The following is a 14,286-nucleotide window of genomic DNA, read 5'->3' on the forward strand; positions in this document are numbered from 1 at the left end:
AGTCTAGTTCCGTGGACACTAAACCCTTTAACTCACCCAAGTACCCCGCGCGCTTCGTAGGGCTTGATATTGGCGGCTCCAAAACCCGTGGCATCGTGTGGACAGACGGCGTGATCAGCTCCGATTCCAGCGTGGGAAGCACCAATGTCCAGAACGTGAGTGCCCAGACAGCCCAAAGCAATATGACTGAACTTTTCACACTCCTTGACGCCACGGGGGCCACGGAAGTCTTTGCCGGCGCCGGCGGTGTTGACACGGACGACGACGCCGCCGCCCTGCGCGCCTTGATCGCTCCCTTTGTGCCGAGTGCGAAGGTGACGGTGGTGCATGACACCCGATTGTTGCTCGCCGCGGCGGGGGCCACCGAGGGCGTGGCCGTGATTGCCGGAACGGGATCGGCGGCTTGGGGTGTCAATGCGGCTGGTGTTGAGGCCCGTGCAGGTGGCTGGGGATATCTGCTCGGTGATGAAGGCAGCGGCTACTGGCTGGGCAGGGAAGCCGTCCGGCACAGCCTGCGTCGAATGGATTCGGGGGAGCCTGCGGATGACCTCACCGTGGCACTGCTGGATTATTGCGGGCTTTCGTCTCCGGGCGAATTGATCGCGCACTTCCACCAGGGCACAACACGGCGCTATTGGGCGGCCTCGTCGCCGGTGATTTTTGCCGCTGCCGCCCGGGGGCATGAACATGCCCTTGCCCTTGTTGACCAGGCCGGCGCTGACCTTGCCGGCATGGCGGCTAAAGTGGCCGGTCAATTGGGCATTTCTGGTCCCATAGTGTTGGGCAGCGGCATGGGGAGCAACGTCCCGGCGCTCCAAGAGGCGTTCAAGGCACACCTTGCTGAGCGCGGCATCACGGATGTGCACATTCTGGCGCAGGACCCGATCTTTGGCATTCCGCTGCTGGTCGGGCAGGCCCGCCCCGTCCGAGCTGCGTAGCTGAGCTGACTAGCTCGCCGCCGGCGGGGGAGCAGTGCTGCCGCGGACAACCAAGGTGGGCGCCACGAGATCTGGGGCGCTGCCCAGGCTCGGGTCGGTAATCTGGGCCACCAGACGCAGCACGGCGCGCCGCCCAGTGTCCTCAAAGGACTGACGCACGGTGGTCAGCGGAGGGTTGGCGAACGCGGCGAGGTCGATGTCATCGATGCCCACCACCGAGATATCTTCCGGAACGCGCCGACCAAGTTCGTTCAGTGCACGGAGCACGCCGAACGCCATTTCATCACTGGCAACCAAGATGGCCGTCACCTCGGGCATGCGGCCCAGGATGAGTCCGTTGTGGTATCCCGATTCCGGGCTCCAATCACCGTTGAGCTCGGGCGGCACCTCGCGACCTGCTTCCTGCAGGGTTCGGCGCCAGCTGTTCAAACGGCTCGCAGCGTCAGACCATTCGGCGGGTCCTGCTACATGCCAGACGGTCTTGTGCCCGAGTTCCAGAAGGTGCTTGGTGGCCAGAACCGCGGCCATGTCCTGGTCCACACCCACCATGCCCTCGCCCATGCTGGAGGAGCCGTCGGTGTTGATGGTGGGAATTCGCGCCGTGATCTTGCTGATCTGTTCGGTGGCTTCCTGGAGGGGGGCGGCGATGACAATTCCATCCACGCCCTGCAAAACCAGCCGGCTGACGGCGTCGGTCAGGCCCTGAACGGTCAGGTCAGAGGTGACAGCGTTGACGGTGTAGCCCATCTCGCGCGCACCCAGCTCAACACCCAAGGCCAGGGCGGCCTTCGAGTAGTTGCTCGTAGCGAGAGTCAGTACACCAATGGTTTTGGAACGCCCGGTGACGAGCGCCCTGGCCGTGTTGTTCCTGCGGTATCCGAGTTCCTCGACCACGGCCAAGACTCGCCGGCGGGTGCTTTCCTGAACGTTGGGATGGTCATTGAGCACGCGGGAAATGGTCTGCGCGGAGACTCCCGCGGCTGTTGCGACGTCTCGCATGGACGGGCCACGGGTGTACTGCTGCGCACTCATCGATTTCCTTTACGGCGTTACTAGCGTTGCTGCGTCGGACTCGCCAGCTGCGGAAGGAGTTCCGTGGCGATTCCTGAATGTTTACTTGTAACATACCGTGAATTCGTGAAGATGATGGTGAGTTTGTGACCTTTTTGCCTCCATGACGCGTAATGTTGTTATCGATAACAGAAGCTTTACCTTCAATTCGATTAATTAGTTCCAGGAGATTAGTTGTCTACAACCGCTATCCAGCAAGGCGCCGCTACACCTGCGCTGAGCTATGCCGACCGCCAGTTGTTCAAGAACGGGGAGCCGCACCGCATCATTGCCGGCGCCGTGCACTATTTCCGGATCCATCCCGAGCAGTGGCAGGACCGGATCGATCGGCTGGTGGCGATGGGTGTCAATACGCTCGACACCTATGTTGCCTGGAACTTTCACCAGCCATATCGGCACGTCGCCCCGGATTTCACGGGATGGAAGGACCTGGCCCGGTTCATCACCATTGCCGGCGACGCCGGATTGGATGTCATTGTGCGCCCCGGCCCGTACATCTGCGCCGAATGGGACAATGGCGGATTTCCGTCCTGGGCGATCTCCAATTCTGAGATGGTGCTGCGCTCATCCGACAAGCTGTTCACCGGCGCCGTTGAGGAATGGTTCGCGCACCTTTTGCCCGTGATCGAGCCGCTTCAGGCGAGCCATGGCGGCCCGGTCATCGCGGTTCAAATCGAAAATGAATACGGCAGCTATGGTGACGACCAAGAGTACCTGCGCTGGAACCGCCAAGCACTCATTGACGGCGGCATCACGGAAATCCTTTTCACGGCCGACGGCGGCACTGACTACTTTCTTGATGGCGGCGCCCTGCCGGACACCTGGGCAACGGCTACGCTGGGTTCCCGCGGTCAGGAAGCCGATGAAATTTGGGAGCGCAGGCGACCTGGCGAACCCTTCTTCAATGTGGAATTCTGGAACGGCTGGTTTGATCACTGGGGCGAGGACCACCACACCCGCAGCGGCACGGAAGCCGCTGCAGAGGCTAAAAAGATTCTCGACGTGGGCGGTTCGATCTGCCTCTACATGGCGCACGGAGGAACCAATTTTGGGTTGGGTTCCGGCTCCAACCACGACGGCGCCATCCAACCCACCGTGACCAGCTACGACTCCGATGCACCCATCGCCGAGGACGGGCGCCTCACGGCGAAATTCCATGCCATGCGGGAAGCCTTCTTCGCTGCCGCAGGCCGCGAATTGACGCCCGTTCCCCAACGCCTGGAACAGCCGGCACCCGTGTTGGCCGCTACCGACATTCCCTTGACCCGGGGGACAGCGTTGGTGGACTTCATGCGCGCTGCTCATCCGGTGCCCAGCGTTAAACCGATGTCCTTTGAACAGTTGGGCCTTGACCGTGGACTGGTCCACTACAGTGCCAAGGCGGTGCTGCCCGCAGGGGATGGCACCATCAAGATCCGGGGTCTCCACGATCGAGCTTATGTATGGGTGGACAACGTGTTCGCAGGCGTCTTGAGCGACGCCACGGGCGAGGCTGGTCTGACGGTCCACGGACGTGGTGTAGCTGCCCAGCTTGAAATCCTCGTCGAGAACCAGGGCCGCATCAACTACGGCCCGTTCTTTGGCCAGGGCAAGGGCATTCTTGACGGTGTCCTGATCAACCAGCGCTATGTTTTCCACTGGGAACAGCGGGCCATCGATCTGGACAGGCCGCTGGCGGAGCTGCTGTCGTTGGGAGCAACTGAGGCCACCGACGCCGCCGAGGCGGGGGCAGGATTCTTCCACGGCGAGCTGGACGTTCACGAACCGGCGGATACTTATCTGGCGCTTCCCGGCTTTGGCAAGGGCTTTGTCTGGATCAACGGGTTCCTTTTGGGCCGTTTCTGGAAATCGGGACCGCAGGTCACGCTCTATGTTCCCGGGCCGCTATTGAAAGCTGGAATTAACGCCATCACCATCCTCGAACTTGAGCACAGTGGAACGGACGCCGAGTTTCGCACTGAACCTGACTTGGGCGCCGTCGGGGTAACGTATGTTGAGGATTTGGGGTAACCCGTGAGGCAAGCCCATCAGCAATAGTCAGGAGAGGTCACAGTGCAGCGCAAATTCGTGCAGCCGAGATTCATGCACCGAAAGATCGCCGCTGCATTGACGGTGGCCGTGCTCTTTACGGGCGCGGCCACGGCCTGCACTCCCGAGCCGATCGTCAGCATTCCCAGCGCCTCGAAGGCGCCGGGTGAGACGGTTCTGAAAATCGGGACGCCGCACGTGCCCGACGGCGTAGACCCGGCCGAAGGCGCACTGGTTGCCCACGTTTATGCGGCCGCCCTCTATGCGGCAGGCGTGCAGGCTTCAGTGGTCCAAACTCCTGCCCCCACGGGGACCTTGCTGGCAAGCCTGGGGCAGGGCAGCGCCGATGTGGTTCCGGTGTACTCCCGCGTGGCCCTGGCCGAGGTGTCCGCGGAGGCCACGGCCGAGACAACGAGCGCCGTGGTGGATGCCTTGAAAGCTGAGTTGCCCAGCGGCTTGGAACTTTTGGACCCCGCAAAGGTGGAGGACCAAGACAGCATTGTGGTGACGGCCGTGACGGCCGAGAAATACCAGCTCAAGAGCCTAAGCGATGTGGGCAAGGTTTGCCAGAAGCTCAGCATGGGCGGCTCCGCCATGTTTAAGACCAAGGCAGGGGGACTGGCCGGGTTGGGTAGCGACTACAACTGCGTACCGAAGTCGTATGAATCCTTGGCCCCCACCCTGACCTTCGGCGATGACAGCACCCTGTGGGCGTTGCTTCGTGATGATGTTCAACTGGCGAGCATGCCCAACACCTCGCCGGCCATTGCGGACAATGCACTGGTGGTCTTGAACGATCCCAAGGGTTTGTTTCCCAGCCAAAACATTGTTCCCTTGGTGGCAACGAGCAAAGTCACCGATGCCCTTCAAGTGGTCATCGACAAGGTCAGCGCGGCTTTGACCACTGACGAGCTCAGCAATCTCAACCGCCTTTCCCAGGATGGCCACTACGCCAATTTGAGCGAGGCTGCCACAGCTTGGCTGACGCAACAGGGGCTGGTCAAGGCCAGTTCTTAGCCATTGGCATCAACCGATCGGCACGTTGTGGAGGCCAATATGCGGTGCCGTGTGCCATATTGGGTAAATGGCAGAATTCACCCAGTCCACCAAGCTCCACAACGTTCTCTATGACATCCGCGGACCCGTCTTGGAACGGGCCCAGGAGTTGGAGGCCGAAGGCCACCGGATCCTGAAGCTGAACATTGGCAATCCGGCTCCCTTCGGCTTTGAAGCGCCGGATGCGATTCTGGTGGACATGATCCGCCACCTGCCCCATGCCCAGGGTTACAGCGATTCCCGCGGCATTTTTTCGGCCCGCACAGCCGTTGTCCAGTACTACCAAACGCGTGGCATCCAAAACATCCATGTTGACGATGTTTACCTCGGCAACGGGGTCAGTGAACTCATCACCTTGTCCCTCATGGCGTTGCTGAACAATGGCGACGAGGTGCTCGTCCCCACGCCCGACTACCCGCTGTGGACGGCCTCCGTGAGCCTGGCCGGCGGGCGCCCCGTGCACTACATCTGCGATGAGGACAACGAATGGTGGCCGGATCTTGAGGATCTGGAAGCCAAAATCACGCCCAAGACCAAGGGCATTGTCATCATCAACCCCAACAATCCCACGGGCGCCGTATACCCCAGGCACATTGTGCAGGGCATGGTGGATCTGGCCCGCAAGCACAACCTGGTGGTCTTCTCGGATGAGATCTACGAGAAAATCCTCTATGACGGTGCCGAACACATTAATACCGCCACCATCACCGGTGACGACGTGCTGTGCATGACCTTCAGCGGCCTGTCCAAGGCGTACCGGATCTGTGGCTACCGCTCAGGCTGGCTGGCCATTTCTGGACCCAAGTCCCGTGCCGCGGACTACCTTGAAGGCATCAACCTGCTCGCGAACATGCGCATGTGCGCCAATGTCCCCGGACAGCACGCCATCCAGACGGCATTGGGTGGGCACCAGAGCATTGAGGACCTGATTCTGCCCGGCGGCAGGTTGAAGGAACAGCGCGATATTGCGTACCGCTTGCTCAACGAAATTCCGGGTGTCTCCGTCAATCAGGCCAAGGGCGCGCTGTACCTGTTCCCGAAGCTTGACCCAGTGGTGTACCCCATCAAGAGCGATGAGAAGTTCGCCCTGGACCTGCTGGAATCACAAAAGATTCTCGTTTCCCATGGCACCGCGTTCAACTGGATCCGCCCCGATCACTTCCGCCTTGTCACCTTGCCCAACGTCAAGGATCTTGAAGAGGCCATTGGCAGGATTGCGGAGTTCCTGAGCACGTACAAACCCTAAGGAAAGGTTCCACCCATGCCGTTGCCCGTTGGTTTTACCGACCACCCCGCCGACTTGTTGCGTGTTGGGCCAGGATTTTCCCTGGCCCAACAGCCCACTGATGCGCGCCCGGGGTTTTCCGGCAAGAAGGTCGACGGCGCTGCCGCCTTGGTAGCTCGGGCACCGGCACTGGCCCAGCTCCAGGAGCAACTCTTTGCCGAGAGCCGTTTTGGCGGAAAGAAGTCGGTGCTCCTGATTTTGCAGGCCATGGACACGGCGGGCAAGGGCGGCATTGTGGGACACGTGGTGGGTTCGGTGGACCCGCAGGGCATCAAACTGACAACTTTCAAAGCGCCCACGGATGAGGAAAAAGCGCACGACTTCTTGTGGCGGGTGCGCCCCGGTGCGCCCGGTCCGGGCATTTTTGGCGTGTTTGACCGGTCCCACTATGAGGACGTGCTGATTCACCGTGTGCATGGCTGGGCAGACGCCGATGAACTCGAACGACGCTATGCGGCCATCAACGAATTCGAGGCCGAGCTGGCAGCGGCTGGCACCACAGTTATCAAGGTCATGCTCAACATCAGTCCGGCCGAGCAGCTGGAACGGCTCACGGCGCGCCTTGACGATCCCACAAAGTACTGGAAATACAGCCCCACAGACCTGGATGAGCGTAGGTTCTGGCCCCAATACATGGACGCCTACCAACGAGTCTTTGACAAGACGAGTACGGAGAGTGCGCCCTGGTATGTGGTTCCCGCGGACAAGAAATGGTACGCGCGACTGGCCGTGCAGGAAATTCTGATCCAGGCCCTTGAGGGGCTTAAATTGGCGTGGCCCACGGGCGACTACGACCTGGAGAAGGAACGGGCACGTCTGAAGGACGCCGTTATCTAGCAGGGGGCCAGGGCTGCAGCACCGGGAAAAACTCGGTCAGCGCCTCTACGGCACTGATGTCTTGGGTGGTTCTGCCCGCAATGGAAATGGTCTTTCGCCGGCGGTGGGGCACTACATGCCCGCCGCCGGCCACTGTGTAGAGTGCCACGGGCGGGTGTCCGTCTTGCTCAAAGCGGGACAGGGTAACCGAGGTTCGGCCGCTTTCCCTGCGGTGAGGCAGGGCAACGGTGACCGGCGGCGCTGAGATGAGGTTGCGCCGGGCAAAATACTGCGCGGTTTGCAAAGCGGATGGCCCACGTACTTTGCCGAAGAGGTTGGCGAACCAGCCCTCACCTCCGTAGGGTACGACGACGTCGTGGGTTCCATGGACCAGCATGACCGGCAATGGTTGGTGCTTATCGCTGAAAACGAGTCCGCCTGGACGGGGCAGTGTTGCGCCAATAATCGCGGCTCCGTGGAGCTTGCCAGGGATCTCGTGGATCAGCCTGATGACCAATTGCCCGCCGTTGGAGAACCCGACGACGATTACCGGAATTGGGCCATGGAGCCGGTGAAAATGATCAGCAAGCGCTGCCAGAAAGGCGACATCGTCTGTGGCCATGTGGGCTGACTTCTTGTGGTTCCACAGTTTCTTCAGCCCGTCAGGATATACAACAGCCACCCTGCCGGTCTCAGCGAGCTTGTCGAAACTGTTTCCACTGAAAGCCCGCATGGACAGACCGGTTTGGCTCGAACCGTGCAGCACAATGACAACTGCTTCCAAGCTGTGGGGAGCCGTTGGCTCAGTTCCCGAGCCTGCCGTGAGGACTATGAAAGATCGAGTCTGTCCTCCAACCAAGATTTCCTGTCGCATGGCGCGGGCTACTGCTTCGGCTGGTCCGGATCCTCGGAGGCGCGGGCCGCGTCGAGGCGTGCCTTGGCGCCCTCGAGCCACTCGTCGCAGCGCTTGGCCAAGGCTTCGCCGCGTTCCCACAGCGCAAGCGAATCTTCCAGACTGGAACTGCCGGCTTCGAGCTGATTGACAACGCTCATGAGCTGCTCACGGGCTTGCTCATAGCTGAGCGCCGCAATGTCTGCTGTGGCCGGGTTGGGTTTGGGGGTGCTCATGGATTTCCTTCTGTCATTGCATGAATCTTTGGTGGGCTGGTAATTGCTTGTGATTAATTGCTTGCGGCGGTGAAATCTCCACCGGCCACACGAATCTTCAGACTTGTGCCCGGTGGCACCTGATCGGGTGCCCGGACAATGCTTCGATCTTCCAACTGGACCACGGCGTAGCCACGGTCAAGGGTTTTTTGAGGCGACAACGCACGGACCTGGGCCCGCAGGTGCGCCAATTGGTCATGATGGCGGCTGACCTGGGTGCGCACCGCATTCAGGGCCCGGCCGCGGAAGGCGGCAACGTCGTCGTACCTGGTGGTGATCATGACCTGCGGATTGGCAAGCACCGGGCGGGTTCGCAGGTAGGCGAGCCGTTCGATCTCCCGGTCCAAAAGGTCCTCAATGCGCCGGTTGAGCTGCGCCCGAGCCTGATTGATGCGGCGCAGTTCATCGCCAACATCCGGCACGATCCGTTTAGCGGCGTCTGTGGGGGTGGAGGCTCGAAGATCGGCCACCTCATCGAGCAACGGCCTGTCCGCTTCGTGACCAATGGCGCTCACCACGGGGGTTTGGGCGGCAGCCACGGCTCGCACCAGGGATTCGTGGCTGAACGGCAGCAGATCCTCGAGGGAACCACCACCGCGGGCAATGACAATGACATCAATCCGCGGATCGGCATCGAGCTCGGTCAGGGCGCCGATGACGCCCGTGACTGCGTTGACGCCCTGGACGGCAACCTCGCGAACCTCAAACTCCACGGCTGGCCAGCGCAATGACGCGTTGCGCAAAACATCCTTCATGGCATCGGAATTGCGGCCGGTAATCAGGCCGATACGGTGTGGCAGCAAGGGCAACGGCTTCTTGCGGCGAGGGTCAAATAGGCCCTCGGCGGCCAAGGCTTGGCGCAATTGTTCAATGCGGGCCAACAAATCGCCCAACCCAACGGGTCGGATGTCCTGGCCCTGCATGGATAGACGGCCCGTCTTGAGCCAGAAATCTGGTTTGAGTTGGGCCACCACGCGTGAGCCGCGCTCGATCGGTGCCTCTAAACGGCTCAGGACCGAACCCCATACCGTCACGCTTAGGGAGACCTCGGCGTCAATATCGCGCAGCGTCAGGTAGCTGACGTTGGCCCGCTTGTTCAACTCGATGACCTGAGCCTCAACCCAAGCCGGCGGTGCTTTTTCAATGTGCGCCTTGAGCTTTTGGCTCAACAGTTGCAGCGGCCACGGGTTGTCGGGTGTGGTTTCGGCCGCCGTTGGTGCAATGACCTTCCGCTCCGGTGTGTCCGCCATAACCGTGTCGCCGTCCTTTGTGCGTTGTTGCTTGTCCTTCGCCTTGAAATAACCATATCTTCAAGCACTGACACCGGCGCACCGTCATCCACAGGCATCGGCTAGTCTGGAAATCCTTAGTCGATGCCTTCTTCGTGGTTTGGGATGATTCATGCGCACTGCCGTCTCCGCTCTACTTGTCATTCTGGCCCTCGTGGTTGCAGCCGTGGCTGGACCTGCCCTGTGGCTACAGAAGAACGTCATCGATCAGGCCGGTTTCGTTCAATTGGCGGGGCCGTTGGGTTCCAACAAGTCGTTCCAGGAGGGGCTCTCAGCCCTGGCTGCCTCACAGGCCACCGCGTCCGTCGACCTACCTCCGCAGTTGACTGATCTAGCCGCAGCACTCATCCAAAGTGCTGCCCAGAGCATCTACACCGAGCCCGGCTATGACGCCGCCTGGACCGAAACTCTCAAGCGCAGTCACGCCCTGACATTTGCCGCGGCCGGCAACAAGGACATCCAAGGGGACTTGCAGCTGGACATAGCCCCGCTCGTGGCTCTGGTTGCCGCCAAGGTGAGCGACTCCACCAGCGTGCCGTTGGCTACGCCCAAGGACGTAGTCGTTGCCTTGGAACAGCCTGAACTTGCCCGGCTGCTGCCCGCGGCAACCACGCTGGGCGGTTGGGCCGGCTGGATGGCGTTCATCGCCGTCGACCTTTTGGTGCTGGCCCTCGTTGCCGCGCGACGCCGGTCGCTGACCCTCATACTCGCAGCCGCCGGGCTGGCCACCGTGGCCCTCGTGTGGTTGTTCGCCTCGGGGGTTGTTCAAAGCGTTTTGACCGGCATGGCGACGGGCCCCGCGGCAGCCCAACAGTTTGGGGTGGAACTGGGAGCCTTGGCGCGGGAGAGCTGGCAGGGCGGAATCAATGCCACGTTCGTGATTGCCGGGGTGCTGGCGTTGGCCGGTGTCGCAACTCTCATCATCAAGCGTAGACGCACCACGTAGGATGGTGGGTATGAGCTCCACTGCCGTTTCCTTGTCAATGCCCGCCGTTCCGCGTCGTCGCAGGTCACCTGAAGAAGTCGCCAACGCGGCCCCGGTGACCGGAGAAAAGCGCGTCTTGCTCGCTGCCCCGCGCGGCTACTGCGCCGGCGTGGACCGCGCCGTCATTGCCGTGGAGAAGGCCCTGGAGCACTACGGCGCACCTGTTTACGTGCGCAAGCAGATTGTTCACAACGTGCACGTGGTCTCCTCGCTGGAGGAAAAGGGCGCCATCTTCGTGGAGGAAAACGAGGAGGTCCCCGAGGGAGAACTGGTGGTCTTTTCGGCCCACGGTGTTTCTCCCGCGGTAGTCCAGTCCGCCGAGGACCGTGGGCTGCGCACCATTGACGCCACGTGCCCGCTCGTGACCAAGGTCCACAAGGAAGCCGTCCGCTTCGCCAAGGCGAAGAATCACATCCTGTTGATTGGCCACGAGGGTCACGAGGAGGTTGAAGGGACGTACGGGGAAGCCCCGGAAAGCACCACGATCGTGAACAACCCGGCCGAGGCACGCACCGTCCAGGTTGAGGATCCCGACAACCTGATCTGGCTGTCCCAGACCACGCTGTCGGTGGACGAGGCCATGGAGATTGTTAACATTTTGAAGGAGCGCTTCCCCAAGCTCCAGGATCCGCCCAGCGACGACATTTGCTACGCAACCACCAATCGCCAGGTGGCCATCAAGAAGATCGCGCCGCAGGCAGAGCTGGTCATCGTTGTGGGTTCTGCCAACTCCTCGAACTCCGTCCGCCTGGTCGAGGTGGCGCTCGAGTACGGTGCAAAAGCTTCGTACCGGGTGGACTTCGCCAACGAGATTGACGAATCCTGGTTTGAGGGCGTGGCCACGGTTGGTGTAACCAGTGGTGCCTCCGTTCCCGAGATCCTGGTCCAGGATGTTCTGCGGCTGCTGGCCGAGTACGGCTATGGAAGTCTCGAGGAGGTCGTCACCGCGGAAGAGGACATCTTGTTCTCCCTGCCCAAGGAACTCCGCGCCACCATGAAGGCCGCAGGGGATACCACCAACGGGATTGGCGGACACGGGAAACGCCCGGTCAACTAGGGCCCTGCACTTAGCTAAGAAGAGCCTGCCCCGCCACCATGGCGGGGCAGGCTCTTCTCGTTTGTGGGCAGCCGTGACAGTCAGCTGGCGCGTTCCTCAAACTCCGGGGCCGTGAGCATGCGCGGCGTGACCTCGACCTGGGCGGGGGACTCGAGCGTCTTCGGATCCAGCGCATTGAGCTTGCGGGCCGTGGGCAGAACCCGCGACTCCAGCGTGCCGACCAGCTTGTTGTAGCGGTCCACGCTGGACTTGAGTGACACGCCGACGGCCGAAACCGCCTCACCCATGGTGCCTAGGCGTGTGTAGAGCTGGGCGGACAGCTCAAAGAGCTCCTTGGCGCTTTCCGTCAGCACATCCTGGCGCCAGCTGAAGGCCACGGACTTCAGGATCGCAAGCAGTGAAATGGGGGAGGCCAGCACCACGTTCCGGGCCATGGCGTAGTCCAGCAGCTCCGGATCGGCCGTCAGGGCCGAGGACAGGATGGATTCCACGGGGACAAAGCAAATGACAAGTTCGGGGGAGTTCTTCGCCGAGGTCCAGTATTTCTTGCTGCCGAGGGCATCAATGTGGGCCCGGACGGCCTTGGCATGGCGGAGCATGTGCTGCTGGGCCTCGACTCCGCCGGCTTCGGATCCGGCGGACTCGTGCGCGTTCAGGAATGAGGTCAGCGGGACCTTGGCATCGAGCACCAGCTCCTTGCCCCCGGGCAGGCGGACCACCATGTCGGGGCGGTGGACGCCGTCGTCCGTTGCGGTGTGGACCTGTTCAGAGAAGTCCACGTGCGCCAGCATCCCGGCAGCCTCCACCACGCGACGCAGCTGGACCTCGCCCCACTTGCCGCGGGCGCTGTTGGAACGCAGCGCCGAGGCAAGCGAGGACGTGGTGGCCAACAGCTTGGCATCGGCATCCTTGGCTTCACGAAGCTGTTCGGCAAGCTGGCCGTACTGTTCCACGCGGTCGCGCTCCAACAAGGCCACCTGGCGCTGCACGGCGTTGAGCTTCTCGGACACCGGACCGAGAGCTTGAAGCACGTTGGAATTGGATCCCTGCTGGGCGGAGAGCGCGTGGTTCTGCGAGGCCAACAGCCTGCGTTCGGCATCCGCCGCCGCGAAATTAGCGTTGAGTGCCGCCGCCCGTTCATGGGCAGCGTCAGCTTCCTCCGTGGCACCGCGCAACCTGCCCAGCAGCACCCACGCCACCGCCGCTGCACCCAGGACAGCACCAACCAACAACATTAAGATAGCTACAAGCCACGCGATTCCATTCATGGATCCACCTTCGCATGAGGCTCTGACATTGTGCATTGCGGGCAGTGACATGGGGCGAATAAGCATAATCGGGGCCCTGCCGGTAAGCTTGTCCCGTGGCTCTTACTATTGGCATCGTCGGACTGCCCAACGTCGGCAAATCAACTCTTTTCAACGCACTGACGCGTAACAACGTGCTCGCAGCGAACTACCCGTTCGCCACGATCGAGCCCAACGTTGGCATCGTCAGCCTGCCCGATCCCCGTTTGGCAAAGCTGGCTGAGATCTTCGGGTCCGCACGCCTGCTGCCTGCTGTGGTGTCCTTCGTGGACATTGCCGGCATCGTCAAGGGTGCTTCGGAAGGTGAAGGCCTGGGCAACAAATTCCTCGCCAACATCCGCGAGGCTGAGGCCATTGCCCAGGTCATCCGCGTCTTTGACGACCCGGACGTTATCCACGTTGACGGCAAGGTTGATCCCCGCTCCGACATGGAGACCATCAACACTGAGCTGATCCTGGCGGATATGCAGACGGTTGAAAAGGCCATCCCGCGCATTGAAAAGGCAGTCAAGCTCAAGCAGAGGTCCGCGGCCGAGCTCAACGCCATCCTCGCAGCGCAGAAAGTCCTGGAACGCGGCGACACCATTTTCTCCTCCGTCAAGAGCGACAAGCTGGAGATGGAACACCTGAAGGAATTGGCACTGCTCACCGCCAAGCCGTTCATTTACGTGTTCAACGTTGATGATGCCGTGCTGGGCAACCCGGAACGTCAGGAAGAACTGCGCGCACTCGTGGCTCCGGCCGACGCGATCTTCCTGGACGCCAAGCTTGAATCAGACCTCGTTGAACTCGACGAGGAAGAGGCCCGCGAAATGCTGGAGATGAGCGGACAGTCAGAGTCCGGCATGGACCAGCTGGCACGCGTCGGCTTCCACACACTGGGCCTGCAGACCTACCTCACGGCAGGTCCCAAGGAAACCCGTGCCTGGACCATCCACCAGGGCGACACCGCACCCCAGGCTGCCGGCGTCATCCACACCGACTTCCAGCGTGGCTTCATCAAGGCTGAAGTTGTGCACTTCGATGACCTCATCGAGGCCGGATCCATGCATGAGGCGAAGGCCAAGGGCAAGGTTCGCATTGAAGGCAAGGAATACGTCATGCACGACGGCGACGTGGTGGAGTTCCGATTTAACGTTTAGGTCCGCTGCTGCCGTGCCCGGTTTCGGGCGATTGCAGCTGAAGTCCAGCGTGGTGAAGAAGCTCAGCGGACGGCCTCATGTATTCGCCGGGCCGTGGCTTACCCGCGGCGCAGCCGTCTCTCGCCACGAGCGTGAAAGCAGCAGT

The 14,286-nt window shown here is 61.5% G+C and carries 13 protein-coding genes; 8 read left to right on the forward strand and 5 right to left on the reverse strand.

What is annotated here, in order from left to right; all coding sequences use genetic code 11:
• The first annotated feature begins 11 nt into the window (after window positions 1-11).
• Window positions 12-938 (forward strand): N-acetylglucosamine kinase, encoded by a 927-nt coding sequence (locus tag BLV41_RS18980; RefSeq protein WP_074712940.1) that lies wholly within the window; start codon window positions 12-14, stop codon window positions 936-938.
• A 9-nt stretch (window positions 939-947) separates the two neighbouring features.
• Here BLV41_RS18980 and BLV41_RS18985 read toward each other — a convergent pair whose 3' ends face one another.
• Entirely contained in the window at window positions 948-1,970 is a 1,023-nt protein-coding gene (locus BLV41_RS18985; protein ID WP_074712941.1) for a LacI family DNA-binding transcriptional regulator, read from the reverse strand.
• Window positions 1,971-2,183: 213 nt separating this feature from the next.
• Between BLV41_RS18985 and BLV41_RS18990 the strand changes: the two genes are divergently transcribed.
• From BLV41_RS18990 to BLV41_RS19005, 4 genes are all read left to right on the forward strand, one after another.
• The gene (locus BLV41_RS18990; protein ID WP_244516971.1) at window positions 2,184-4,019 is read left to right on the forward strand and encodes a glycoside hydrolase family 35 protein; all 1,836 of its coding nucleotides are present in this window, start codon (window positions 2,184-2,186) and stop codon (window positions 4,017-4,019) included.
• A 72-nt stretch (window positions 4,020-4,091) separates the two neighbouring features.
• Window positions 4,092-5,054 carry an ABC transporter substrate-binding protein gene (locus BLV41_RS18995; protein WP_074713446.1) on the forward strand — a complete coding sequence of 321 codons (963 nt, stop codon included), beginning with the start codon at window positions 4,092-4,094 and terminating at the stop codon, window positions 5,052-5,054.
• 67 nt (window positions 5,055-5,121) lie between these two features.
• Window positions 5,122-6,339, forward strand: coding sequence for a pyridoxal phosphate-dependent aminotransferase (locus BLV41_RS19000; protein WP_074712942.1), 1,218 nt, complete (start codon window positions 5,122-5,124; stop codon window positions 6,337-6,339).
• Window positions 6,340-6,354: 15 nt separating this feature from the next.
• Window positions 6,355-7,215: a PPK2 family polyphosphate kinase gene (locus tag BLV41_RS19005; RefSeq protein ID WP_074712943.1), complete on the forward strand. Its 861-nt coding sequence runs from the start codon at window positions 6,355-6,357 to the stop codon at window positions 7,213-7,215.
• Here BLV41_RS19005 and BLV41_RS19010 read toward each other — a convergent pair.
• Genes BLV41_RS19010 through xseA form a run of 3 tightly spaced genes read right to left on the reverse strand, consistent with a single transcriptional unit; the run spans window position 7,208 to window position 9,611 of the window.
• Entirely contained in the window at window positions 7,208-8,068 is an 861-nt protein-coding gene (locus tag BLV41_RS19010; protein WP_074712944.1) for a CE1 family esterase, read from the reverse strand. The genes BLV41_RS19005 and BLV41_RS19010 overlap by 8 nt on opposite strands.
• Window positions 8,069-8,076: 8 nt before the next feature.
• Window positions 8,077-8,322, reverse strand: a complete 246-nt coding sequence (locus BLV41_RS19015; RefSeq protein WP_044578229.1) for an exodeoxyribonuclease VII small subunit — start codon at window positions 8,320-8,322, stop codon at window positions 8,077-8,079.
• A gap of 53 nt (window positions 8,323-8,375) precedes the next feature.
• Window positions 8,376-9,611 carry an exodeoxyribonuclease VII large subunit gene (gene xseA, locus BLV41_RS19020; RefSeq protein ID WP_044578224.1) on the reverse strand — a complete coding sequence of 412 codons (1,236 nt, stop codon included), beginning with the start codon at window positions 9,609-9,611 and terminating at the stop codon, window positions 8,376-8,378.
• 151 nt (window positions 9,612-9,762) lie between these two features.
• On the opposite strand from xseA, the gene BLV41_RS19025 reads away from it, so the two are divergent.
• Window positions 9,763-10,596, forward strand: coding sequence for a hypothetical protein (locus tag BLV41_RS19025; protein ID WP_074712945.1), 834 nt, complete (start codon window positions 9,763-9,765; stop codon window positions 10,594-10,596).
• A gap of 10 nt (window positions 10,597-10,606) precedes the next feature.
• Window positions 10,607-11,692, forward strand: a complete 1,086-nt coding sequence (locus BLV41_RS19030; protein ID WP_074712946.1) for a 4-hydroxy-3-methylbut-2-enyl diphosphate reductase — start codon at window positions 10,607-10,609, stop codon at window positions 11,690-11,692.
• A gap of 80 nt (window positions 11,693-11,772) precedes the next feature.
• Here BLV41_RS19030 and BLV41_RS19035 read toward each other — a convergent pair whose 3' ends face one another.
• On the reverse strand, window positions 11,773-12,960 hold the full coding sequence (locus BLV41_RS19035) for a DNA recombination protein RmuC (RefSeq protein ID WP_074712947.1): 1,188 nt from the start codon (window positions 12,958-12,960) through the stop codon (window positions 11,773-11,775).
• Between the two features lie 95 nt (window positions 12,961-13,055).
• On the opposite strand from BLV41_RS19035, the gene ychF reads away from it, so the two are divergent.
• Window positions 13,056-14,141, forward strand: coding sequence for a redox-regulated ATPase YchF (gene ychF / locus BLV41_RS19040; protein ID WP_044578215.1), 1,086 nt, complete (start codon window positions 13,056-13,058; stop codon window positions 14,139-14,141).
• The last annotated feature ends 145 nt before the right edge of the window (window positions 14,142-14,286 follow it).

The sequence above is a fragment of the Arthrobacter alpinus genome, assembly GCF_900105965.1.
In the GTDB taxonomy this organism is placed as follows: domain Bacteria; phylum Actinomycetota; class Actinomycetes; order Actinomycetales; family Micrococcaceae; genus Specibacter; species Specibacter alpinus.